The sequence below is a fragment of the Prauserella sp. PE36 genome, assembly GCF_003311655.1.
Classification (GTDB): Bacteria; Actinomycetota; Actinomycetes; order Mycobacteriales; family Pseudonocardiaceae; genus Prauserella_A; species Prauserella_A endophytica.
Map to the genome: position 1 here is coordinate 170,035 of NZ_QEQT01000100.1, position 22,424 is coordinate 192,458.

Here is a 22,424-nt window from a genome sequence, read left to right on the forward strand (position 1 = left end):
TGCTTTCCTATCCAGGTGTCCCGCTCACCCGCGGGTCTTCGGAGCGAACAGTCGGGAGATGAGCCGGGCGATGAGGTTGAGCACCATCACGATGATGATGAGCGTCAACGCCGCCGCCCACGCACGGTCCAGGGAGAACTGAGGCGGAACACCCGGGTTCACGTACTCGTAGTACGAGAATACCGACAGCGTCGCCATCCGGCCGTCGAACGGGTTGAAGTTGTCGCTCGACGTGATGCCGACCGTGATCAGCAACGGGGCCGTCTCCCCGATGACACGGGCGATCGCGAGCGTCACGCCCGTGGCGATACCGGCCAGTGCCGTGGGAAGCACGACCTTCGTGATCGTGCGCCACTTCGGCACGGCCAGTGCGTAGGACGCCTCTCTCAGCTCGTTGGGCACGAGCTTGAGCATCTCCTCGGTGGAACGGACCACCACGGGGATCATCAGCACGCTCAGCGCGACCGCGCCCATGATGCCCATGCGGACGCCCGGCCCGAAGATCAGCGCGAACAGCGCGTACGCGAACAGGCCGGCGACGATCGAGGGGATGCCGGTCATGACGTCGACGAAGAACGTGATCGCCTTCGCGAGCCTGCCCCTGCCGTACTCGACCAGGTAGATCGCGCTCAGCATGCCGACCGGCACGGAGATCAGGGTGGCGAGCGCCGTGATGATCAGCGTGCCCATGATGGCGTGGTAGGCACCACCGCCCTCGCCCACCACTCCGCGCATCGAGTACGAGAAGAACTCGGTGTCGAACCGGGCGAGACCGTGGGACAGCACCGTGAACACGACCGAGATCAGTGGCAGCAGTGCGAGCAGGAAAGCGCAGGTCACCACGGCGGTGACGAACCGGTCGGTCGCCTTGCGTGAGCCCTCGACGGCGCGGGACCAAACGTAGATCAGCAGGGTGTAGACCAACGCGCCGAGCACCGCGCACGCGGCGGCGCTCCAGTCGGCGAACTGCCAGAGGCCAAGGGCGGCGAGGGCCACGACGAGCAGGGTCAGTGGCGCGGCGCCCCTCGGCAGCTGGCCCGCGGTGAGTGGAACACCCGACAGCGGGGTGTAGAGGTCGGATTCGGGGCGCTGCGAAGTCGTCGGAGTCGGCATCAGTTGGCTCCCGAGAATTCCTTGCGGCGGTTGATCACCGCGCGAGCCGCCATGTTGACCGCCAGCGTGATCGCGAAGAGCACCAGACCGGACGCGATCAGGGTGTTCACCGCGACGCCCGACGACTCGGGGAACTGGAGCGCGATGTTCGCGGCGATCGTCGACGGGTTGGCGCTGCTGATCAGGTTGAACGTGACCCCACCGGAGACCGACAGCACGATGGCCACGGCCATCGTCTCCCCGAGCGCGCGGCCGAGGCCCAGCATCGAGGCGCCGACGATGCTCGACCGGCCGAACGGCAATGCCGCCATGCGGATCATCTCCCAGCGGGTGGCGCCGAGCGCCAGCGAGGCCTCCTCGTGCAGGCGCGGCGTCTGCCGGAACGCCTCGCGCACGACCGCTGTGATGATCGGCAGGATCATCACGGCGAGCACGATGATCGCGACGAGCATCGTGCGGCCGGTGGCCGAAGGCGGGCCGGCGAACAGCGGGATGAACCCGAGGTTCTCGGAGAGCCAGTTGGCCGGCTCCACGGTCAGCGGCGCGAGCACGGTGAAGCCCCAGAGGCCGTAGATGATGCTGGGCACCGCGGCGAGCAGGTCGATGAGGTAGCCGAGTGCCTGCGCGATCCGGCGCGGCGAGTAGTAGGTGATGAACAGCGCGATGGCCACCGCGAGCGGGCTGGCGATGAGCAGCGCGAAGATGGCCGAGATGAGCGTGCCGAACAGCAGGGGCCAGACGTAGACCGCGACTCCCTTGCCGCCGGGGATGTCCTCGGCCGGTGCCGTCAGCGAGGGCCAGGCCTCGACGATCAGGAACGCGGCGACCCCGGCGAGGACCACGAGGATCAGTACGCCCGCCCCCGTGGAGGCGCCGGAGAAGATGCGGTCCCCAGGCCGAAGCGGCACCTTCTGTGCTTGCGGCCGGTCTGTGCTGGGGGGCACTTGGATTTCCCTTCTTACCCTTCTAACGCGTGTGTCCGGGTGGTCACCCGATCAGGTGACCACCCGGACGCTAGCCGTCTATCGTGCTCAGCCGGCCGCGGAGATGGCGTCGACCGCGGGCTTGATCTGCTGACGCAGCTGGTCGGAGATCGGGGCCGAGCCGGCCGCGTCGGCCGAGGCCTTCTGGCCCTCCGCGCTGATCATGTAGTTGAAGTACGACTTCACCAGTTCGGCCTTCTCGGCGTTGTCGTAGTTGGCGCAGGCGATGCCGTACGACACGAGGACGATCGGGTAGGTACCCGCCTCCGTGGTGTCGCGGGCCAGATCGTAGGCGAAGCTGTAGTCACCGCGGCCCTCGTGCCGCTGCGAAACGTCCAGCACCGCGGCGGCAGCCTCGGGCGAGTACTCGACGAACTGGTCGCCGACACCGACCTTGGCGGTGCTCAGCTCGCTGGCCTGGCTGGCGTCGGCGTAGCCGATGGTGCCGTTGCCGTTGGAGACGGCCTGCACCACACCCGAGGTGCCCTGGGCGGCCTCGCCACCCTGCACCGGCCAGTCACCGCTGACCTCGTGCGGCCAGTCGGCGGCGGCCGTGGCCTTGAGGTACTCGACGAAGTTCTCGGTGGTGCCGGACTCGTCGGAGCGGTTCACCGGGGTGATCGCGGTGTCGGGCAGCTGGACGCCGGGGTTGTCGGCGGCGATGGCCGGGTCGTTCCACTTCGTGATCTGCTGGTTGAAGATCTTGGCGATCGTGGCCGGCTTGAGGTTCAGCTGGTCCACGCCGTCGAGCTTGAAGATCACGGCGATGGGCGAAACGTAGGTCGGGATCTCGACGACCTCACCGCAGCGCTCCTTGGCCTTGGCCAGCTCGTCCTCGTCCAGATAGGCGTCGCTGCCGCCGAAGTCGGAGCCGCCGCTCACGAACTGCTCACGCCCGCCGCCGGAGCCGATCGGGTCGTAGTTGACCGTCACGTCGGGGTGCTGGCCGATGAAGCCGGCCTGCCACGCCTGCTGCGCGGCCTCCTGCGAGCTGGCGCCCGCGCCCGAGATCGTGCCCGAGAGGCCCGAGCCCTCGCCGCCGGAACCCGAGTTGTCACCCTGCTCGTTCGCGGAACCACAGGCCACCAAGCCGAAGGTGAGCGCGGCTGCCGCTGGGAGGGCGAAAACGCGGCCCAGGGTGGTACGCTTCACAGTTAACCTCTTCCGATTCTCCGCGGCAGGCAGAGGCCGCCGCTGGGGGATGCTCACGTGTCCGGACGCTATGGGCGGCACATGACACCGCAGGGCAGCGCGGGTGAACGAAGCATGAATGAAACCCGACGAAGAAACGACATCACAGCGACATAACGGGGACGTGACTGTGTGTTGTCCGGTTGAGTGAGCGCCGCCATACAGAACATGTCTTGCCGGTGATCGCCGCCACCCGTTGGCCGTGTCCGGTCAGATCTCGCTGCCGGTGTACCCGGGCATCCGGCCGGTGACGACGAACACGATGCGCCGGGCCACCGACACCGCGTGGTCCGCGTAACGCTCGTAGAACCTGCCGAGCAGGGTCACGTCGACCGCGGCCGCGACGCCGTGCGGCCAGTCCTTGTCCATGATCACGGTGAAGAGGTTGCGGTGGATGTCGTCCACCTCGTCGTCGTCGGCCTCGATGCTGCGAGCCGCCTCGATGTCCTTGGTGCGGATGACCTCCTCGGCCCTGCGGGCCAGCCGGACGTCGACCTCGCCCATCCGCGCGAAGGCGGACCGGACCTGCTCGGGGAGCACGGGATCCGGGTGCCGCCGCCGCGCGGCCTTCGCGACGTGCAACGCCAGGTCACCCATCCGCTCCAGGCTCTCGGCGGCGTGGAGAGCGGCGACGACGATCCGCAGGTCGGTCGCCACGGGCGCCTGCAGTGCCAGGAGGGCGTAGGCCTTCTCCTCGCAGTCGGCGCGCGCTTCGTCGACCTTGACGTCGTCGCTGATCACCTGTTCCGCCAGTTCGAGGTCGGAATCGAGAAGTGCTCGGGTCGCCCGCTCCATGGCGTCAGCGACCTGGCTCGACATGCCGGCCAGCCGATCGGCCAGGTTGTCGAGCTCTACGTGGTAAGCCTCGCGCATGCTGCAGACTCTACGACCCGGGCGGCACGCTCGCCGAATTCGGAAATGAACCGGGGGTGAACCCCGCTTAACACTTTCGGGGCGATCTTCTACGCCGGTTCGGGTGCCTCCGTGCCGTCGGCGACCTGCTGCTCACCGGCGCCGGGAGCGGGCGCCTCGGGTTCGTCGCCCGGAAGCGGGGTGTTGTCGATCAGCGCGCGGAAGAGCGCCTGGGTGTCGGCTTCGAGCAACACCTCGTTGCCCTGCTCGTTGGCCTCGCCGACCGTCGGCACGGTCATGAACTCCACCGCACCGGCGCTGAGGCCCTGCATGGACTGGGCCAGCGTCAGCAGTTGGTCGACGCCGATGTTCTCGCCGAACGTGGACGCCGCAAAGGCGTTGACGAAACCGGTGAGCTTGCCGACGTCGAGCAGCACGTCGCGGGAGAGGGTGGCTCGCAGCAGCGACGCCATGAACTCCTGCTGGCGTTGCATGCGGCCGTAGTCGGAGAAGGTCGGGTCGCCGTAGACCTTGCGGGCGCGGACGAAGTTGAGCGCCTGGTCGCCCTTGAGCACCACGTCACCGGTCTCGGCGATGATCAGGCCGAGTTCCTGGTCCTCCATCGGTTCGTCGACATGCACGGTCACACCGCCCACCGCGTCGACCATGCCCTTGAAGCCGTGGAAGTCGATGCCGACGAAATGGTTGATCGCCAGCCCGCTGATCTGCTGGATCACCTTGGTGACGCAGCGCGGCCCGCCGACCGTGAACGCCGAGTTCAGCTTCACGCCGTCAGCGGCCTCGACGACCTCGCCGTACTCGCCGGTCGCGGAGTCCCAGCGCTCGCACTCGGGCCGGGAGATCTCCAGGTCGCGCGGGAACGAGATCACGACCGCGCGCTTCCGGTCCTCAGGGATGTGGGCGAGCATGACCGTGTCGGAGCGGGCGCCGGGGATGCCGCTCGTGTCGCCCACGTTCTCCTCGGCTTCGGCGCCCTCGCGGGTGTCGGAGCCGATGATCAGGAAGTTCTCGTCACCGAGCTGGCCGGGCGCGTTGCGAATGGCGTCGGAGTTCTCGTCGAGCGCGGCGATCTCGTTGAACTGGGAGTTGAACCACGTCTTCGCGCCCCACGCGATGCCGGTCGCGACGAACACCAGGACGGCGAGCGTGATCGCGGTGATGCGGGCGGCCAGCAGCGTGCGGTGGTTGCGCCGTTCCTTCTTCTCCTGGAGGCGGGTCTGCGGCGCGGCCTTGCTCGCGTCCTCGTCGGCTTCCGCCTCGTCCTGCACTGGCGCCGAACCGCGCTGACCGACGACCGAGGTGGCGACGGTGACCACCCGGTGCAGCCTGGTGCGGGTCTGCTCGAAGCGGGCGACGAGCTTGTCGCGACGTTCTCTCCGTTCGCGCTCCTCGGCCTCGAGCTCGTCGTGCGCGGCGGAGAACCTGGCGAGCGAGTCGTCGATCTTGCGCTTGTACTTCGTGGTCTCGTCGACGGGCTCCAGCTGGTCCGTCATCGTCAGCCGGTCCTCGAGCGAGCGCTCGGGGGGCGGCTGCAAGGGGCGCCGAGGCCGGGGCGGCGCGACGGGACGCTTCGGCGGGGGCGGCGGCGTGTTGCCCGACCGCAGGCCGCCCTCGAGCACCGCGGCCACGTTCTTCGTGGGGAGGTCCGCCGGTGGCTCTGTTCGGGACGGTTCAGGCCGCCGTGGCTCCGCTCGCGCCGCGCTGGGGCGCGGAAGTTCCGTTCGTGTGGGCTCCGCTCGGAGGGCGTCGGGGTGTGGCGGCGGTTCCGTTCGCGCGGTCTCCGGGTGTGACGATTCCGTTCGCGCCGCGTCCGGGCGTGACGATTCCGTTCGCGCCGCGTCGGGCCGTGGGGGCTCCGTTCGCGCCGGTTCGGGGTGCGACAGCTCCGCCGCTATCGCCTCCGGACGCTGAGGCTTCGGACGCATCGGGCCCGGCCGTGGCGGTTCCGTTCGGAGCGCGTCGGGGCGTGACAGCTCCGTTCGCGGCGGTTCGGGGTGTGGAAGTTCCGTTCGTGTGGGCTCCGCTCGCAGCGCATCGTGGCGCGAGGGGCCCGTTCGCAGCGCTTCCGGGCGTGACAGCTCCGTTCGCGGGGGCTCGGGGCGTGGGGGCTCCGTTCGCGCTGGCTCGGGCCGTGGGGGCTCCGTTCGCTGCGGATCGACCCGCAGCGCGTCGGGGCGCATAGGCTCCGGCGGCTGGGGTTCCGCTCGCAGCGTCTCGGGGCGCATCGGTTCCGGTGCCAGCGCCTCCGGGCGCAGCGCGTCGGTGCCGTGCGCGTCCGCGCTTTGGCCGCGCCTGGGCTCGGGGCGTACGAGTTCCGCCCGCCTCGTGGCCTCGGCGCGGAGTTCCTGCCGAGCCTCGTCGAGGCGGGTGGGTTCGGGTCGGGGTTCCTGGCGGGGCGGAGGCGGTGCGGGTTGCCTGCGGGGCATGGCCGCCGGGGGGCGCTGGGCCGGTCGGGGGTACGGGCCCGAGCCCATCGGCTCCCGTCGTGGCGCCGCCGGTGGCGGGGTGTGCTTCGGGGCCGGGGGCGGCGCGGGAGGAGGGGGTTCCTCTCGACGCGGCGATACCTGTCGCCGGGGCCGTGCCGCGGTGGCCGGAGCTTCGGCGGCAGGCGGTGATTCCGGCGACCTCGTCTGTCTCGGGGGGAGCGGCCGTTCGCCGGTCTCGAACTGCGGCCGCCTGCCGGTGTGGCGGGCGACGACCTCGGAAACGCTGATACCGCCGTGCGTGTCCAGTGAGCGACGGCGCTTGCGCTCCGCGGCCTTGCGGTTCAGCTGGGCGCGCGCTCGCCATTCGTCGGCCTGGGATGTGCCGCCGGGATCGTCGCGGTCTTCGGACACGCACGCTCCCTTCACACTCTGGCTTTGGACACCCACGGATCTCTTGCTTGATCGTCCGGCGGACAGCGTTCGTTATCGTACGGATATCCGCCGTTCGTGACGACACCATGCCGTGACTTTTTTACGCAGAGTTGCCCTGGCTGAATTCACAACCACCGGCGAGGGATCAAGCCTCCACACCCTTCACGGGCATGGCCGAGTGGTGCGAGCACGGAGAGTGGGAACGAAGCGGACCTGACCGTGCTGACGATGGGCGACCAGATTGCGTCCCGCGCCCTTGGCCGCGTAGAGCATCACGTCGGCCTCCACCAGCTGTTCCTGTGGATCATGGCGCCGCCCAGGGTCACGGCGGAACGGTGCGACCCCGATGCTCACGGTCACCGAGAGTCCTGGCCGCACGTGGGACCAAGGGAACTCCGCCACACGCGCGCGTGCGCGCGCCGCGAGTGTGACGGCCTCCTCCGGCCGTACGCCGGGCGTGACGAGGACGAACTCCTCGCCGCCGTAGCGCGCGCAGAACGCATCAGGTGGGAGTGTTTCCTGCAGCAGGCCGACGACCCGCTGCAGCACCTGGTCGCCCACCCGGTGACCGAAGCGGTCGTTGATGTGCTTGAAGAGATCGAGATCGACCAGCGCCACCGATGGTGCGGTGAGCTCGGCGAGCCTGCGGTCGAGGTAGCGCCGGTTGTAGGTGGCGGTGAGCGCGTCGGTCAGGCTCTCGTGCCGGGCCTGCGCCCGTTCGCGGCGCAACCGCTCGACCTCCAGCCGGTACTGCTCGGGGATGTGCGGGTGCGCGCACTGGAGCTGGCCCGAGCGGGCCAGCTCCAGTGCGGACCGGAGGTGTTCGTAGGCGCGTCGCCAGTCCCCCTGCGCCGCGAGCTCGTTGGCGATCGACTCGTGGGCAGCCAGCAGCCCCTGGGGGTCGAGCGCCCCCGTTGCCGGGGCTGTCCGGTTCGAAGCCACCGCGTCCAGTCTCCTCGTCTCAGCCCCCGTGTGAGGGGTTGTCGTCTCGAGGGAGGGTTTGCTTTAGCGGTCGGATACGGCTGGAAAGCGAATATCGCTCAACCGGACTACGAGAGTGACCTAACGGTTACTGGGGCATTGCGGAGAGGTCCATGTACGTGACCTCCCACAGGTGACCGTCGGGGTCAGCGAAGCTGCGGCCGTACATGAAGCCGTGGTCCTGCGGCTCGTTCGCTGCCGAGCCACCGGACGAGAGCGCCTTGTCGCACAGTTCGTCCACTTCCTGTCTGCTTTCCGTGCCCAGCGCGATGATCGCCTCGGTCGTCTTCGTGGCGTCGGCGATGTCCTTCTGCGTGAACGTCTTGAAGAACGGCTCGGCCAGCAGCATCACGACGATGTCGTCGGTGATCACCATCGACGACGCGTTCTCGTCGCTGAAGTCCTTGTTCTGCGTGAACCCGAGTCCCGCGTAGAACTCGGTGGACTTTGCGAGGTCCTTGACGGGGAGGTTCACGAAGATCTGCTTGACCATGTTCGGGCCTTTCTTGGTTGGTGTCCCCTTGCTGGTGGGAGTAAGCTTTCTAAAAACAACCAAGCTTGTCAATAGACTTTGGTCTAGATCCGGAAGATCTTCGCGAACGTGGGGAACAGGGCCTCGTTCCCGTCCACGTGGACGCTGCCGTTGGCGACTGCCTCCTCGGGCGTCAGCTCACCCGCCATCACCGCTTTGATCGCGGGGCCGGTGCTGATCGTGACGTCCGCGCCACCCGTCAGCTCGCCCTCGGCCACGTCGAGCTTGCCGTTGTCGACGCGCACGCCGACGACAACGTCGCCCAGTCGCAACTCGAAGCCGGCCACGACGTCGCGGGCGTCCTCGGCGCGGAATGTCGAGCGCATGGCCATCACCATCGAGTCGGGCGTGACGATGTCGTCGGGTCCCGGCTCACCGAGCGTGCGCGCACCCCACCGGCCGAGTGCCAGGACGATGTCCTCGAGGTCCCTGCCGTACTCGGTCAGCTCGTACACCACCGAACCGTCGGGCCTCGGCAGCACGCGGCGCTCGACTACGCCTTCGCCCTCGAGCTGTTTCAGCCGGGCCGAGAGGACGTTGGTTGGGATCTTGGGCAGCCCACGCCTGAGGTCAGTGAAGCGTTTGGGCGCTACCAGAAGGTCCCGGATGATCAGCAGTGCCCACCGCTCCCCGACGAGGTCGGCGGCATGTGCCAGTCCGCAGAACTGCCCGTAGTGTCGCTTACCCATGGTATGAATTCTAGTGCAACATGCTCTTGTTGGATCGTGCTTGTTTTCGGCAACTGAAGCGGGTAGCGGCGTGCTGATCGAACTCGATGAACACCGGGTCGAGCTGACGGCCTACTGCTACCGCATGCTCGGCTCCGGCTTCGAGGCCGAGGACGCCGTCCAGGAGACGCTGGTGCGCGCCTGGCGCCACCGCGAGCGGTTCGACGCGGGCCGCTCTGGGCTGCGGTCGTGGTTGTACGCGATCGCCACCAACGTCTGCTTCGACATGCTCCGCAGTCCACAGCGCAGGGCGCGGGCGATGGACCTCGTGCCCGCTGCCCGGCCAGGGTCCGCGCTGGGACAGCCGCTGCCCGAGCACACGTGGGTGCAGCCGGTACCCGACAGCAGGATCCTGCCGCCGCAGGGCGACCCGGCAGAGCTGGCTGTGCTTCGCGAGAGCGTCCGGCTCGCGTTCGTCGCCGCCCTGCAACACCTACCGCCGAGACAGCGGGCCGTGCTGATCCTGCGCGACGTGCTGCGCTGGCGGGCCGACGAGGTCGCCGCGCTCCTCACGAGCTCCACGGCCTCGGTCAACAGCGCACTGCAGCGGGCGCGCGCGACGCTCGGCCGCGTCGATCTCGACGCAACGGGAGGCTTCGATCCGCTCGACGAGCGGCAGCGGGACCTGCTGGACCGCTACGTCGCCGCGTTCGAGAGACACGACATCGAGACGCTGGTCGCGGTGCTGCACGAGGACGCGACCATGTCGATGCCGCCGTTCACGTGGTGGCTCAGCGGCAGGGACGACATCTCCGCCGTGCTGCGCGTGCCCGGCCAGCCGTGCGAGCACGACCGCCTGCTGCCGACCATGGCCAACGGCTGTCCCGCGTTCGGCCAGTACCGCGACGGCACGGGTTTCGCGCTGGTCGTGCTGGAGCTGCGGGGCGAGCGCATCGCGAACACCACGACGTTCCTCGACGCGCCGAGGCTGTTCCCGTTGTTCGGGCTGCCGATGAGTTTTCCGGAGCCGGCTCGTACTACCTGAGCAACGACCGGAACAGGCCGGAACAGGAGCTGGTGACGATGGCCGAGTACGTGGATCTCGACGGGGTGCGCACCTGGTACGACGAGCGCGGTGACGGGGAGCCGCTGGTGCTGCTGCACGGCGGGTTCGGCGACGCGCGAACCTTCAGCGGCAATCTCGACGCGCTGGCCGACCGCTTCCACGTCTACCTGCCCGAGCGCAGGGGGCACGGGCACACACCCGACGTAGAGGGTCCGCTCACGGTCTCCGTGATGGCCGAGGACACCATCGCATTCCTGGAGAAGGTGGTGGACGGGTCCGCCCGGCTCGCCGGGTACAGCGCGGGGGCGTCGGTGGCACTCGCGGTGGCGCTGCGGCGGCCGGATCTCGTGGAGCGGCTGGTGCTGGTCAGCGGGGCGTACGACCTCGACGGCATGATCTACAGCCCGCGCGACGGCGTCGGTGAGCTGCCACCGGAGTTGGTGCGGATGTACGCGGAGGTGTCGCCCGACGGCGTCGACCACCTGCCCGTGGTGATGGAGAAGATCGCGAGGGCGGCGAGGGAGGAGCCTGGATTCACCGAGGCCGACCTGGCCAGGATCGTCTGCCGGACGCTCGTGCTGGTCGGCGACGACGACCTGGTGACGCTGGAACACACGATCGCGCTGTACCGCGGGATCCGGGACTCGGAGCTGGCGGTGGTGCCGGGCACCTCGCATGTGCTGCTGCTGGAGAAGCCAGCGCAGTGCAAGGCGATCGTCGCGGAGTTCCTCACCGGCGAGACGGTGCCGACGATCATGCCGATCCGGCGGGGTGGCTCAGCCGCCTGAGTGCATCAGGTCGGCGCCCTCGGGCACGCACGGGTCGTCGGGGTCGTCGAGCCAGCCGTGGGGCAGGGTGACCTTGCCCGGCGAGCCCTGGCGGCCCCTCGGCCCGAGCGCGTCGGTGGGGAACGGCGCTTGGTGGTCGAGGCGGGCGATGAGGTCGTCGAGCTCGGCGAGGCTGCTGACCATCGCGAAGGAGCGCCGCAGCTCCGAGCCGATCGGGAAACCCATGAAGTACCAGGCCATGTGCTTGCGCAGGTCGCGCATGGCCTTGCCGGCTCCGTCGTGCTCGATGAGCAGCTCGGCGTGCCTGCGCAGGACGCGGGCGACCTCGCCCAGGTTCGGTCCCTCGGGCAGCGGCCTGCCCGCGAAGGCGGCCTCCAACTCGCCGAACAGCCACGGCCTGCCGAGGCAGCCCCGGCCCACCACAACGCCGTCGCACCCGGTCTCGGCCACCATGCGCAGCGCGTCGTCGGCGGTGAAGATGTCGCCGTTGCCCAGCACCGGGATGGTGGTGACGGCCTCCTTGAGGCGCGCGATGTGGGACCAGTCGGCTTGCCCCGAGTAGCGCTGGGAGGCGGTGCGGGCGTGCAACGCGACGGCCGAGGCGCCCTCGGCCTCGGCGATGCGCCCGGCGTCGAGGTAGGTGTGGTGCTCGTCGTCGATGCCGACGCGGAACTTCACGGTCACCGGTACCCCGGCCGGCTCGGCGGCCTCGACGGAGGCGCGGACGATGTTGCCGAAGAGCGTGCGCTTGTAGGGCAGCGCCGCGCCGCCGCCCTTGCGGGTCACCTTGGCGACGGGGCAGCCGTAGTTCTGGTCGATGTGGTCAGCGAGCCCCTCGCCGACGATGATCTTGACGGCCTCGCGCATGGTCTTCGGGTCGACGCCGTAGAGCTGCATCGAACGCGGGTACTCGCCCGCGGCGAAGGTCATCATGTGCATCGTGCCGGGGTGACGCTCGACCACGGCACGGGCGGTGATCATCTCGCACACGTACAGCCCGGCGCCGTACTCCTGGCACAGCTGACGGAACGCGACGTTGGTGATGCCCGCCATGGGGGCGAGCACGACCGGAGGATCGACCTCGTACGGGCCGATCTTCAGTGCGGGCTTGCTCAGGGTGGCGGTCACGCCTCCATTGTCACTGGTGACGCACGACACATGGGGCCGGGCTCAGGCCATCCGCAGTGAAGGCCACCTTCACTGCGTTGATCGGACCCAGCGGCGCGCAGCGGCTCCGTTTGGTGTCGGAGGGGACGGGTGGGCGCAGCATGGTGGCCTTCACGGCGGTTGGGTGGGATTGGTGCCATAATGGCACCATGAAACGCATGAACCTTCGCGACGTGCCCGACGAGGTCTACGACGCATTGGCCGTAGGAGCGGCGGCCAGGAGGCAGTCGTTGAACGCCTTCGTGGTGGATCGCCTGGCCGAGGTCGCCCAGGTGCTGAACGTTGCCGACTACGTGGCGTCTTACGAGCCGGTGCGGGGAACCGGTGTCTCGCTCGACGACGCGGCCGCGGCCGTGCGCGATGTGAGAGAGGTCTCGTGAGCCTTGCGGTTGTCGACGCCTCGGTGCTGGTCGCCTTCTACGCGGCTGACGACGTGCGTCGCCCGGAGACGGCGGCTCACCTGTCCTCTGGGAACGCGCTCTTCGCACCGGCGCATCTGGACGCCGAGGTCATCTCGGCATTGCGAGGCATGGCCAGAGGTAACGCCGTGTTGTCGAGCGCAGTGCCCGGAGCCCTTCGGCATCTGGCGCACTTCCCGGTCCGCCGCATGCCCATCGCGCCGCTGCTGGAGCGGATGTGGGAACTACGCGACAACGTCACGGCGTACGACGCGGCATACGTTGCGCTCGCCGAACGCTTGGACGGCACGCTGATCACCTGTGACGCGAAGCTGGCGGCCGCTTCGGGTGCACGGTGCGTGTTCGACCTGATCACCTGACTTGCCTCGGCCAGGCCTACCGCAGTGAAGGCCACCTTCACTGCGTTGATCAGACACAGCGGCGCGCAGCGTCTCCGTTTGGGTGGTAGTTGGGGGAGACGGGTGGGCGCAGGCATGGTGGCCTTCACTGCAAGCGCCGACGGACCTACACCGCGGCCTACGACGCCGCCTAGAAGTTCACGTTCACGCACGCCAGCCGCGCGCCGGCACCGCCCGCCTCGCCCGGGGCGCTCGACGTGTGGTGCTCGTGGATCACGACCGAAGCGGGCCGCCGCTCGCCGTAGGACCAGTCCACGTGTGACAGGGCGAGCCCGGTGCCACGGGCGTCGGTGGTGAAGTCGAGCCAGACCTCGTTGTCCGGGTTGGCGTACGCGGGGTCGGTCGAGGGGCTCACCGGGTCCTGCACGTGCTGGAAGTGCGGCCCGGCATCGGTGCCCGTCGCGCCGCACGGCTTGGTGTGGACGTGCGCGCCGTAGTGCCGTTCCGGCACGAGCCCGGTGACGGCGAGCTTCGTGGTGGTGCCCAGCGCTGGCGTGGACAGTGAGAACACGCCCGCCCTCGCGCCCTCGGGAACGAGCTCGGGGTCGTAGGTCGACGCGGTGCGGCCCTCGGTGTACTGGCCGAACGTGCCGTGCGCGGTGGCCACGGGGTTGTGCGCCGGTGCCGCCGCGGCCTGGCCTCCCCCGGCGAGCAGGATGGCCGCGAGCGCGCCGGTGGTGGTGAACAGTGCGAATGGGGTTCGGGGCTTCATGCCTCGTGCTTATCCAGCGCGCTGGGCGGGCCGCAACCCGATCACACTGTCGAGTGATCTCACGGTGTGGACCACCTGATCGGCAATGCTCGTAGCCTGGACCGGTGACAACAACAGAGGGGGCCAGGACCGACCGGACGTGGCTGGTCGCGCTCGCGGCCGCGCTGTGGGGAACGGACGGATTGCTGCGGCTGGGCCTCGCCGAGCAGCTGCCCGCGAGCACGGTGGTCTTCTGGGAGCACCTGCTCGTCGCGGTGGTGCTGCTGCCGTTGCTGCCCTCGGCCTTGCGTGCCCTCGCCAGGTGCGGGCCGCGCGAGTGGATCGCCGTGCTCGTGATCGGCGGCGGGGCGTCCGCGCTCGCCACCGCGCTGTTCACCGCCGCCTTCCAGGTCGGCGACCCGGTGACACCCCTGGTGCTGCAGAAGCTGCAGCCGGTGTTCGCGGTGCTCGCCGCGTGGGTGGTGCTCGGCGAGCGGACGAGGGCCGGGTACCTGCTGTTCGCCGTTCCCGCGCTGCTCGGCGCGTGGTTGCTGGCTTTTCGCGAGCCGCTGGACGTCGAGATCGCCGCGGCGAAAGCGGCGTTGTTCTCCGTCGGGGCCGCGGCGCTGTGGGCGGCCGGGACCGTGCTCGGCAGGCTCGTCTCGGCCAAGCTGAGCTCACGCGACGTGACCACGCTGCGCTTCTCGGTTGGACTTCCGTTCGCGGGATTGATCGTCGCCTATCAGGGGGATACTTACGCGGTGAGTTGGGACAACGCATGGGGACTCGCGCTGCTGGCGTTCGTGCCAGGGCTGCTCGCGTTGAGCCTGTACTACGTGGGCCTTCGCTCCACTCCGGCCGCCCGCGCGACGCTTGCCGAGCTCGCGTTCCCCGTCACCGCAGCCGTAATCGGGGTGTCCTTCTTGGACGCCACGCTCTCTCCGACGCAGTGGCTCGGCCTCGGCGTAGTGGTCATCGCCGTCACCGGCCTCGGCTGGCACGAACGCGTACGTCGCAAGCCGGTCGTGGTGGAACGGCAACCAGCCGGTGCCGCGCCATGAGTGCCACCGACAACGAGCCCCGGCACCAGCAGCTCGCACGCAACGTCAACGAGCTGCTCGGCGAGCTCCGCGTGGCGCAGGCGGGCGTGCAGATCCTCTTCGGCTTCCTGCTCGCGGTGGCGTTCACCGGGCCGTTCCGCGACGCGAGTGGGTTCGAGAAGGCCGTCCACCTCGTCACCGTTCTGTTCACCGTGGCCAGCACGGCCTTGCTCACGGCTCCGGCGGCCTGGCACCGGGTGCTGTTCCGCGAGGGCAGGCGCAGCGAGATCCTGCGCGTCGGCAACCGGATGGTGATCGCGGGCCTGATCTGCCTGTCGATCGCGGTGACGCTCACGGTCGCCCTGATCGCGAAGGTGATCTACGGCCCGGTGCTGATGGCGGTGTTCGGGGTGCTCGTCGGCGTGCTCTTCGCCGTGGTGTGGTTCGTCATCCCGCGGCGCCTTTGACGCTCTCGCGTCCTGCGCACGCGGCCGTGGAGCCCCGCACGATCAGCTCTGGCTGGAACAGGTACTCGCCCGTGGGCACCTCGGCGCCGGCGATCTCGTCCAGCAGCGTGCGCACGGCGGCCGTCGCCATCGCGGGCACCTGCTGCTGGATCGTGGTGAGCGGCGGATCGGTGAACGCGATCAGCGGCGAGTCGTCGTAGCCGACCACCGAGAAGTCCCTCGGCACCGCGAGCCCGCGCTTCCTCGCGACCCGGATCGCGCCGAGCGCCATCAGGTCACTACCGCACACCACCGCGGTGCAGCCCTGTTCGAGCAGGAACCACGTCGCTGAATGCCCGCCCTCCACGGAGAACAGCGAGTGCACGATGAGCTTGTCGGCGTCGTCGGGGCTGCCGAGCACCGGTGCCATCAGCCGCCGGAACTCAGCGGCCTTGCGCTGCGCGGGCACGAACCGCTGCGGCCCCACCGCGAGCCCGATGCGCTCGTGCCCCAGCTCCCGCAGGTGCGTGATCGCGAGCTGCACCGCCGTGCCGTCGTCGTCGGAGAAGAACGGCGCCCGCACGCCCGGCGCGTGCCCGTTGAGGAACACCACGGGCAGCCCGCTCTCGATGAGCCGCGTGTAGCGGTCGTGGCGCGCGGTGGTGTCGGCGTGCAGGCCCGAGACGAACACGATCCCGGCGACGCCGCGCTCGGTGAGCGTCTCGATGAACTCGTCCTCGGTGGCCCCGCCAGGGGTCTGCGTGCACAACACCGACGTGTACCCGCGCATCGCCAGCGTCCGGTCGATGACCTGCGCGAACGCCGGGAAGATCGGGTTGTCCAGCTCGGGGATGATCAGGCCGATCAGCCCGGCGCTGCGCTGCCGGGACCGCGACGGCCGCTCGTAGCCGAGCTGGTCCATCGCGGCCAGCACGGCCTGCCGGGTCGACGCGGCGACGCCCGGCCTGCCGTTGAGCACGCGGCTCACCGTCGCCTCGCTCACCTTGGCCAGCTCGGCGATGTCCGCGTGCCGCACGGCGTCGAGACCTCTATCGGGCATGGGTGTCTTCTTCTCCGGTCCACCACGCCGCGCTCGACGGCGGCAGCGTGACGGTCTGCTCGTTCGCTTCCAGCTCGGGCTCCTGCGTACTCGACAACAGTAACCGGCCTGGTCGCGGCAGCTGGACCGGCGAAGAGCCGAAGTTCACGGTGCACGTGAACGACGGTCCGCGCCGGAACGCCAGCACGTCCGGCTCCGACTCCAGCCATTCCAGGCCGTCCACGGGCAGGTCGCGGCGCAGCCGCAGCGCCTCGCGGTAGAGCGACAGCGTCGACGCGGGATCGTCGCGCTGCGCCTCGACGGTCAGTGCCGCCCAATCCCTCGGCTGCGGCAGCCACGACGACGCGCCGAAGCCGAACGGCGGCTCGCCACCCGACCACGGGATCGGCACCCGGCAGCCGTCGCGGCCGCGTTCGGTGTGCCCGGAGCGTTCCCACTTCGGGTCGGCCAGCACCTCCTCCGGCAGGTCCGTCACCTCGGGCAGGCCCAGCTCCTCACCCTGGTAGACGTAGGCCGAGCCGGGCAGCGCGAACGTGAGCAGCGCGGCGGCGCGGGCCCGGCGCAGGCCCGGTTCCCCGCCACCGAAGCGGGTCACGTGCCGCTCGATGTCGTGATTGGACAGCACCCACGTGCTCGCGGCTCCCACACCCGCGACCGCGGCGAGCGAGTCATCGATCGTGGTGCGGAACTCGTGGGCCGACCACCCGGCCTGCGCGTAGTGGAAGTTGAACGCCTGGTGCAGCTCGTCGGGCCGCAGGTAGAGCGCGAGCCGGTCGGCGCCGCGCACCCACGCCTCCGCTACACCGATCCGCTCGCCGGGGTAGGAGTCGAGGATCTTGCGCCACTCCCGGTAGATCTCGTGCACGCCGTCCTGGTCGAAGTAGGGCAGCTCGACGACCGTGAGCAGGCCGCCCTGATCTGTGCACTGGGCGTCGGGCAGGCCGTCGGCCTTCACCAGCCCGTGTGCCACGTCGATGCGGATGCCGTCGACGCCGCGGTCGAGCCAGAACCTCAGGATGCTCTCGAACTCGGCGTGCACCTCGGCATGCTGCCAGTTCAGGTCGGGCTGCCCGGGGTCGAACAGGTGCAGGTACCACTGGCCGTCGTCGACCTGTGTCCATGCCGGGCCGCCGAACATCGACTCCCAGTCGTTGGGCGGCCCGCCATCCCGGCCCTCGCGGAAGATGTACCGCTCGCGGGCGGGCGAGCCAGGCCCCGCGGTGAGGGCCTCGACGAACCACGGGTGCTGCGAGGACGTGTGGTTGGGCACGATGTCCACGATCACGCGCAGGCCGAGCCCGTGTGCGTCGGCGATCAGCGCCTCGGCGTCGGAGAGCTGCCCGAACAACGGGTCCACGGTGCGGTAGTCGGCCACGTCGTACCCGCCGTCGGCCATGGGCGAGGCGTAGAACGGCGTGAGCCACACGGCGTCCATGCCGAGCCCGGCGATGTGTCCGAGCCGGTCGCGCACCCCGGCGAGATCCCCGACGCCGTCGCCGTTGCCGTCGGCGAAGCTGCGCACGTAGACCTGGTAGATCGCCGCGTTCCGCCACCACTGCTGGGCCATGAGGCTCCTTTCTCCGCTTAGCTCTTGACTCCGCCGGCCGTCAGACCGGCGACGAGATGGCGCTGGACGAGGAAGAACACCACCGCTGCGGGCACCATCACCAGCACCGAGCCCGCGGTGAGCAGTCCCCACTCCGCCTTGAAGTCACTGACGAACGTGGCCATACCGACCGGCAACGGGTAGCGGTCCTCGCTCTGCATGAACACGCCCGCGAACGCGACCTCGCCCCACGCCGTGACGAACGCGTAGAACACCGTCACCGAGATGCCGGGCCGGGCGAGAGGCACGATCAGCCGCCAGAACGTGCCGAACGGGCTCAGCCCGTCGATGCGGCCCGCCTCGTCGATCGCCACCGGGATCGTGTCGAAGTAGCCCTTGAGCATCCACGCGCAGTACGGCACAGCGATGGTGCACTGCGCGAGGATCAGTCCCGCGTATGAGTTGAGCAGGCCGAGGTCGGACAGGACATTGTAGAGCGGCACGATCAGCACCGCGGCCGGGAACATCTGTGTGACGAGGAACAGCCACATCAGCGGGCGCTGGCCCGGGAACCGCATGCGTGACGCCGCGTAGCCCGCGGTCGCCGAGATGAGCACGCCGATGAGCGTGGTGCCCGTCGCGACGATCAGCGAGTTGCCGAACCACGTCAGGAACTGCGTGTCGCCGAGCACCTGGCCGTAGTTGCCGAGGCCCAGCGCGCCGAGCTCACCCGGCCGCGCCCAGGTGTCGCGGTCGGTCTTGAGCGACGTCAGCACCACCCACGCGATCGGGAAGACGGCGATCACGCTCGCGCCGACGAGTGCGGTGTGCAGGCCGGTGGAGGCGAGCCTGCTCCGTTGGTCGCGCGCCCTCATCCCAGCACCTCGCTCGTCTGCCGCTGCAGCCAGCGGCGGTACAGGAAGGCGAACACCACGAGCATCGACGCGATGATCGCGCCGTACGTCGCCGCGCCCGCGTAGTCGCGAATACCCTGGAACGCCCGTTCGTAGGCCTCGGTGACGAGGATGTTCGTCGCGCCGCCGGGGCCTCCGCCGGTGAGCAGTGCGATGACGGGGAACTGGTTGAACGTCCAGATGGTGCCGAGCAGGATCACGGTGCCCGACACCGGTCGCAGGCCGGGCAAGGTCACGGCGCGAAACCGCTGCCACGGTGACGCGCCGTCCATCTCGGCGGCCTCGTAGAGCTCCTTCGGCACCGTCTGCAGCCCGCCGAGGAGCGCCACCATCATGAACGGCACGCCGAGCCAGACGTTGACCATGATCACCGAGACCTTGGCGGCGAGCGGCTGTCCCAGCCAGTCGACGCCGGGGATGCCGACCACGTTCAGCACGGCGTTGAGCAGGCCGCCCTCGTCGTTGAGGATGAGCCGCCAGCCGAACGCCGCGACGAACGGCGGCACCGCCCACGGCAGGATGAGCAGCATCCGGTACAGCGTGCGCATCCGCAGCGCCCGGTTGAGCAGTAGCGCGAGCCCGAGGCCGATCGTGTAGTGCAGTGCGACGCAGATGACCGTCCACTGCACCGTCCACAGTAGCCTCGGGTAGAACGCGCCGTCGGCGCCCGAGAGCACGGAGAAGTAGTTCTCCAGGCCGATGAACTCGTAGGTAGCCGGGATCTCGTTGACGCCGATCGTGCGGCCGCTGTTCATCTCCGTCGCGTTGGTGAGCGAAAGGTAGACGCCGTGGGCCAGCGGGTAAAGCACGAGCACCGCCAGCACCAGCACCACCGGCGTGACCATGGCCCACGCGTACCAGTGCCTGGCGAGGAAACCGCGAACCGGCCGCCGGGGCGGCACCGGCGCGGGTGCCGCCTCGGCGCGGGCCGAAAGGGTGGTGGTCATGACTCGAAGCCCGGCACGGCGCCCTTCGCCTTCTGCTGCGCCTGCCGCAGACCGTCCGCAATGGACACCTGGCCGCCGATGATCCGTTCGTAGAACGGGGTGAAGATGTCGTAGAGGTCCCCGGCGCCGGGAGCGGGCGGGCGCGGAGCCGCGCCCTCGAGCGGTTGCCGGAACGCCGAGATCACGGTGTTCTGCGCGATCTCCGGCCGCTCGTACACGGACCTGCGCGTGGGCATCGTGTTGTTCTCCGCTGCCGCGTACGCCTGGCTCTCGGCTGAGTTGATGAACTCGACGAAGAGGTACGACGCCGCGAGGTTCGGCGAGCCAGCGTAGACCACCAGGTTGTGCCCGCCGACCGGTCCCGCCTGGCCCTTCGGTCCCGCGGGAACCGTTGCCACGCCGAGGTTCTCCGGGTCGGCGAACGCCTTGCCGGTGAGCACGTCGGAAACCGCCCACGGGCCGTTGATGATCATGCTGGTGGTGCCGGCCTTGAAGCCGTTCAGCATGTTCGTGTACTTGTTGGCGCTCGTGTCGGTGGCCCCGGTGCCCTCGGCGGTGAGGTCCCGCACGGTCTCGATCGCGGCCGTCACCTCGGGGCTGTCGATGGTGATCTGCTGGCTGTCCATGTCGACGACGTCGCCGCCCTGGCCGTAGATGAACGGCAGCAGGAAGTAGGCGTCGGCGTTGACGAACACCCCTGTCGTGCCGGGAATGGCCTGCTCCAGCTTGCGGGCGGCGGTGCGCAGGTCGTCCCACGTCCTTGGCGGTTCGGCGATGCCAGCCTTCGCGAAGTGCTCCTTGTTGTAGAGCAGGCCGAGCGTGTCGGTGACCTCGGGGACGCCGTAGGTCTTGCCCTCGTAGGTGTTGCTCAGCATCGGCGTCTGCAGGTAGTCGTCGGAGTCCTTCAGCGCGGGCGTGCCGTCGAGGGGCTGGAGGTAGCCGAGTGCGGCGAAGGTGGGGGTCCAGCCGACGTCGGCGCGCATCACGTCGGGTGCGCCGTCACCCGCCTGCGCGGCGGTCTTGAACTTGTCGTCGGCACCGTCGAACGGCACGTTGACGTAGTTGACGTCGATGTTCGGGTACTTCTGCTCGAAGCGCGCCACCAGCTCCCTGAACGCGGGTGCCTCGTTGGTGGCGTCGGAGGTGTCCCACCACGTGACGGTGCCGGTGACGGACTGCGGGTTCTCCGCGGCCTGCCTGGCCGCGTCGGCCTGGTCGGCGCCACCGTCCCCGCCGCACGCTGCGAGCGTGAGCGAGACGGCGGCGACCGCGGCCAGTGCCGTGCACCTGCGATGGACAGGTCTGTTCTGCCGCGTCGACCAGGCGCGACGGAGTGCTCTGTTCATGGCTCTCCTCGTTGAGACCGGGGGATGTCCGGAACGTTAGCGAGGAGTTGCAGGTTCTTGCAAGAACTTGCAGAAACTTTCAGTCGATCCCTTTCAAGAGGTTGCGCTCGGCATACCAGTCGACCACCTCGTCGGCCAGCGCGGTGCGCCAACAGCAGTGAAGGCCACCATCACTGCGTTCAACGCAGGCATGGTGGCCTTCACTGCGGTTGGTCGGTGCGGTTGGTCGGTGCGGGTGGTCGGCGAGCGTGATCGCCCGGTACGGCGGCTCGGCGTCGCCGCAAAAGCCGCTCCCCAAGGCCACCTTTGTTGCGTTGAGCGCAACAAAGGTGGCCTTGGGGAGCGTTGCAGGCGTCAGTTCGCTGACGGACCCTCGTCCGCGAGGTACGGGTGCAGCGCCTGTGCGTCGGTGAGGTGGGCGTAGGGCCGGAACCACGCCATCGGGTCGGCCTCGGTCGCGCCCGTGCCGTCGTAGAGGGCCTCGTGGTCGCCGTCCTCGAATGCCTTGTCGTCGAAGATCGCGAGAATCTCGGCGATCCGGTCCTCGTCCATCACCTCGGCCATGTCGAGCTCCAGCTCGGCTCGCGACTTGGCGATGTGCAGCGCGAGCGCCTCGGCCATGGACAGCGGCGCCGTCCACTCCGCCTGGGTCAGGCGGTGCCCCAGTATCGCGGCGGCGACGAGGAACTGCTTGGCGAACAGCGCGGTGTATTGGTCGGCGTACTGCTGCGGCAGCTCGTCGAGCGCCCACAGCACGTCGACCTCGTCCGCTGTCGTGTCCTCGTCCTCTAGCAGCTGGATGTCGCCGAACAGCTCGTCGATCAGCATCTCGACGCCGTGCGCGATCGCACCGGCGACGTAGCGCGCCTCCTCCTCGGTGACGTCACCACCGTCGGTGTGCCCGAACGCCTCGGGCCCGAAGGCGCGCACGTAGGCGGCGGCCTCGAGCAGCCGCTCCCTTCGCTCGGCCAGTTCGTACTCGGTGAGCGGCTCGGGCCCGGCCTCGTCCTCAGGCTCCTCCTCGGCGGCCAGCGCGCTCTCGAGCTGGTCGTCGGTGGCGGTCACCGCGCAGTGTTTGACCTGCCAGCCGTCGAGCAGCTCGGTCTCCTCCAGCAGCTGCTCGAGCACGGCCCTGGTCGCGTCCTCGGCGAACACCAGCGCGGGCGCGTCGAGCAGCCAGCTCACGTTGGCGCCGCCCAGGTGGGCGTGCACGGAATGCTCGACGGGGCTGATCTCCACCCCGTCGGGGCCTTCGATGCTCGCGAGGCGGCTCAACCTCGTGTCCAGCAGCGCGACGACGCCGATCTGCTGGAGCGGGTCCAGGTCAGGGGCGCCTGCCGGAGAGGTGAGCTCGGCCGTGAGTTGGTACTCCACGTGCGCAGTTTGGCACGCCGGGC

At 69.4% G+C, this 22,424-nt stretch carries 23 protein-coding genes; 6 read left to right on the forward strand and 17 right to left on the reverse strand.

The genetic code is table 11. The features are described 5' to 3' along the window. Positions 1-24: 24 nt before the first annotated feature. The 8 genes from pstA to DI005_RS31900 all read right to left on the reverse strand — a co-directional run bounded on the left by pstA (position 25) and on the right by DI005_RS31900 (position 9,220). The gene (pstA, locus tag DI005_RS31865; RefSeq protein WP_112265337.1) at positions 25-1,113 is read right to left on the reverse strand and encodes a phosphate ABC transporter permease PstA; all 1,089 of its coding nucleotides are present in this window, start codon (positions 1,111-1,113) and stop codon (positions 25-27) included. Beyond that, entirely contained in the window at positions 1,113-2,021 is a 909-nt protein-coding gene (pstC, locus tag DI005_RS31870) for a phosphate ABC transporter permease subunit PstC (RefSeq protein ID WP_228713523.1), read from the reverse strand. Before pstC ends, pstA begins: the two co-directional genes overlap by 1 nt. Before the next feature lie 123 nt (positions 2,022-2,144). Next, positions 2,145-3,248 (reverse strand): phosphate ABC transporter substrate-binding protein PstS, encoded by a 1,104-nt coding sequence (pstS, locus tag DI005_RS31875; protein ID WP_112265333.1) that lies wholly within the window; start codon positions 3,246-3,248, stop codon positions 2,145-2,147. Between the two features lie 249 nt (positions 3,249-3,497). Further along, positions 3,498-4,160 carry a phosphate signaling complex protein PhoU gene (gene phoU / locus DI005_RS31880; RefSeq protein WP_112265331.1) on the reverse strand — a complete coding sequence of 221 codons (663 nt, stop codon included), beginning with the start codon at positions 4,158-4,160 and terminating at the stop codon, positions 3,498-3,500. A gap of 89 nt (positions 4,161-4,249) precedes the next feature. Beyond that, on the reverse strand, positions 4,250-5,653 hold the full coding sequence (locus DI005_RS31885) for an LCP family protein (RefSeq protein ID WP_113644610.1): 1,404 nt from the start codon (positions 5,651-5,653) through the stop codon (positions 4,250-4,252). A gap of 1,527 nt (positions 5,654-7,180) precedes the next feature. Further along, positions 7,181-7,960: a GGDEF domain-containing protein gene (locus tag DI005_RS31890; RefSeq protein WP_112265329.1), complete on the reverse strand. Its 780-nt coding sequence runs from the start codon at positions 7,958-7,960 to the stop codon at positions 7,181-7,183. Between the two features lie 127 nt (positions 7,961-8,087). Then, positions 8,088-8,492: a VOC family protein gene (locus tag DI005_RS31895; RefSeq protein ID WP_112265327.1), complete on the reverse strand. Its 405-nt coding sequence runs from the start codon at positions 8,490-8,492 to the stop codon at positions 8,088-8,090. Positions 8,493-8,575: 83 nt separating this feature from the next. After that, positions 8,576-9,220, reverse strand: coding sequence for a winged helix-turn-helix transcriptional regulator (locus DI005_RS31900; RefSeq protein ID WP_112265325.1), 645 nt, complete (start codon positions 9,218-9,220; stop codon positions 8,576-8,578). 70 nt (positions 9,221-9,290) lie between these two features. Between DI005_RS31900 and DI005_RS31905 the strand changes: the two genes are divergently transcribed. Together DI005_RS31905 and DI005_RS31910 are read left to right on the forward strand one after the other, a co-directional pair. Then, positions 9,291-10,244 carry a sigma-70 family RNA polymerase sigma factor gene (locus tag DI005_RS31905; protein ID WP_369973639.1) on the forward strand — a complete coding sequence of 318 codons (954 nt, stop codon included), beginning with the start codon at positions 9,291-9,293 and terminating at the stop codon, positions 10,242-10,244. A gap of 38 nt (positions 10,245-10,282) precedes the next feature. Beyond that, complete coding sequence (locus DI005_RS31910; protein WP_113644611.1) at positions 10,283-11,053, forward strand: alpha/beta fold hydrolase; 771 nt, start codon at positions 10,283-10,285, stop codon at positions 11,051-11,053. On the opposite strand, the gene dusB is transcribed toward DI005_RS31910, so the two are convergent. Then, on the reverse strand, positions 11,042-12,181 hold the full coding sequence (gene dusB / locus DI005_RS31915; protein WP_113644563.1) for a tRNA dihydrouridine synthase DusB: 1,140 nt from the start codon (positions 12,179-12,181) through the stop codon (positions 11,042-11,044). The genes DI005_RS31910 and dusB overlap by 12 nt on opposite strands. A 188-nt stretch (positions 12,182-12,369) precedes the next feature. On the opposite strand from dusB, the gene DI005_RS38370 reads away from it, so the two are divergent. Both DI005_RS38370 and DI005_RS31920 read left to right on the forward strand, forming a co-directional pair. Continuing rightward, positions 12,370-12,600, forward strand: coding sequence for a hypothetical protein (locus tag DI005_RS38370; protein ID WP_158559930.1), 231 nt, complete (start codon positions 12,370-12,372; stop codon positions 12,598-12,600). Beyond that, positions 12,597-12,998 carry a type II toxin-antitoxin system VapC family toxin gene (locus DI005_RS31920; protein ID WP_158559931.1) on the forward strand — a complete coding sequence of 134 codons (402 nt, stop codon included), beginning with the start codon at positions 12,597-12,599 and terminating at the stop codon, positions 12,996-12,998. Before DI005_RS38370 ends, DI005_RS31920 begins: the two co-directional genes overlap by 4 nt. Before the next feature lie 169 nt (positions 12,999-13,167). Here DI005_RS31920 and DI005_RS31925 read toward each other — a convergent pair whose 3' ends face one another. Beyond that, complete coding sequence (locus DI005_RS31925; RefSeq protein WP_112265315.1) at positions 13,168-13,749, reverse strand: superoxide dismutase family protein; 582 nt, start codon at positions 13,747-13,749, stop codon at positions 13,168-13,170. A gap of 104 nt (positions 13,750-13,853) precedes the next feature. Between DI005_RS31925 and DI005_RS31930 the strand changes: the two genes are divergently transcribed. After that, entirely contained in the window at positions 13,854-14,789 is a 936-nt protein-coding gene (locus tag DI005_RS31930) for a DMT family transporter (protein WP_112265313.1), read from the forward strand. After that, on the forward strand, positions 14,786-15,235 hold the full coding sequence (locus DI005_RS31935; protein WP_112265311.1) for a DUF6328 family protein: 450 nt from the start codon (positions 14,786-14,788) through the stop codon (positions 15,233-15,235). Before DI005_RS31930 ends, DI005_RS31935 begins: the two co-directional genes overlap by 4 nt. On the opposite strand, the gene DI005_RS31940 is transcribed toward DI005_RS31935, so the two are convergent. From DI005_RS31940 to DI005_RS31965, 7 genes are all read right to left on the reverse strand, one after another. Next, on the reverse strand, positions 15,216-16,274 hold the full coding sequence (locus tag DI005_RS31940) for a LacI family DNA-binding transcriptional regulator (protein WP_112265309.1): 1,059 nt from the start codon (positions 16,272-16,274) through the stop codon (positions 15,216-15,218). The two genes, DI005_RS31935 and DI005_RS31940, sit on opposite strands and share 20 nt — an antisense overlap. After that, positions 16,264-17,841: a glycoside hydrolase family 13 protein gene (locus DI005_RS31945; protein WP_112265307.1), complete on the reverse strand. Its 1,578-nt coding sequence runs from the start codon at positions 17,839-17,841 to the stop codon at positions 16,264-16,266. The genes DI005_RS31940 and DI005_RS31945 overlap by 11 nt, the downstream gene beginning before the upstream one ends. A gap of 17 nt (positions 17,842-17,858) precedes the next feature. Next, the gene (locus DI005_RS31950; protein WP_112265305.1) at positions 17,859-18,695 is read right to left on the reverse strand and encodes a sugar ABC transporter permease; all 837 of its coding nucleotides are present in this window, start codon (positions 18,693-18,695) and stop codon (positions 17,859-17,861) included. After that, positions 18,692-19,681 (reverse strand): carbohydrate ABC transporter permease, encoded by a 990-nt coding sequence (locus DI005_RS31955; protein ID WP_112265303.1) that lies wholly within the window; start codon positions 19,679-19,681, stop codon positions 18,692-18,694. The genes DI005_RS31950 and DI005_RS31955 overlap by 4 nt, the downstream gene beginning before the upstream one ends. After that, positions 19,678-21,027 carry an extracellular solute-binding protein gene (locus tag DI005_RS31960; RefSeq protein WP_112265301.1) on the reverse strand — a complete coding sequence of 450 codons (1,350 nt, stop codon included), beginning with the start codon at positions 21,025-21,027 and terminating at the stop codon, positions 19,678-19,680. Before DI005_RS31960 ends, DI005_RS31955 begins: the two co-directional genes overlap by 4 nt. Before the next feature lie 79 nt (positions 21,028-21,106). Further along, positions 21,107-21,331, reverse strand: a complete 225-nt coding sequence (locus DI005_RS38060; RefSeq protein WP_147263923.1) for a hypothetical protein — start codon at positions 21,329-21,331, stop codon at positions 21,107-21,109. Positions 21,332-21,381: 50 nt separating this feature from the next. Continuing rightward, positions 21,382-22,401, reverse strand: coding sequence for a hypothetical protein (locus DI005_RS31965; protein ID WP_113644565.1), 1,020 nt, complete (start codon positions 22,399-22,401; stop codon positions 21,382-21,384). Positions 22,402-22,424 lie beyond the last annotated feature (23 nt).

What these genes read in the sequence shown, in the direction of transcription:
- pstA (WP_112265337.1), bottom strand. Translation starts at nt 1,113, where the DNA reads ATGCCGACTCCGACGACTTCGCAGCGCCCCGAATCCGACCTCTACACC.
- phoU (WP_112265331.1), bottom strand. Translation starts at nt 4,160, where the DNA reads ATGCGCGAGGCTTACCACGTAGAGCTCGACAACCTGGCCGATCGGCTG.
- DI005_RS31885 (WP_113644610.1), bottom strand. Translation starts at nt 5,653, where the DNA reads ATGACGGACCAGCTGGAGCCCGTCGACGAGACCACGAAGTACAAGCGC.
- DI005_RS31895 (WP_112265327.1), bottom strand. Translation starts at nt 8,492, where the DNA reads ATGGTCAAGCAGATCTTCGTGAACCTCCCCGTCAAGGACCTCGCAAAG.
- DI005_RS31900 (WP_112265325.1), bottom strand. Translation starts at nt 9,220, where the DNA reads ATGGGTAAGCGACACTACGGGCAGTTCTGCGGACTGGCACATGCCGCC.
- DI005_RS31910 (WP_113644611.1), top strand. Translation starts at nt 10,283, where the DNA reads ATGGCCGAGTACGTGGATCTCGACGGGGTGCGCACCTGGTACGACGAG.
- DI005_RS38370 (WP_158559930.1), top strand. Translation starts at nt 12,370, where the DNA reads ATGAAACGCATGAACCTTCGCGACGTGCCCGACGAGGTCTACGACGCA.
- DI005_RS31925 (WP_112265315.1), bottom strand. Translation starts at nt 13,749, where the DNA reads ATGAAGCCCCGAACCCCATTCGCACTGTTCACCACCACCGGCGCGCTC.
- DI005_RS31935 (WP_112265311.1), top strand. Translation starts at nt 14,786, where the DNA reads ATGAGTGCCACCGACAACGAGCCCCGGCACCAGCAGCTCGCACGCAAC.
- DI005_RS31940 (WP_112265309.1), bottom strand. Translation starts at nt 16,274, where the DNA reads ATGCCCGATAGAGGTCTCGACGCCGTGCGGCACGCGGACATCGCCGAG.
- DI005_RS31945 (WP_112265307.1), bottom strand. Translation starts at nt 17,841, where the DNA reads ATGGCCCAGCAGTGGTGGCGGAACGCGGCGATCTACCAGGTCTACGTG.
- DI005_RS31950 (WP_112265305.1), bottom strand. Translation starts at nt 18,695, where the DNA reads ATGAGGGCGCGCGACCAACGGAGCAGGCTCGCCTCCACCGGCCTGCAC.
- DI005_RS31955 (WP_112265303.1), bottom strand. Translation starts at nt 19,681, where the DNA reads ATGACCACCACCCTTTCGGCCCGCGCCGAGGCGGCACCCGCGCCGGTG.
- DI005_RS31960 (WP_112265301.1), bottom strand. Translation starts at nt 21,027, where the DNA reads ATGAACAGAGCACTCCGTCGCGCCTGGTCGACGCGGCAGAACAGACCT.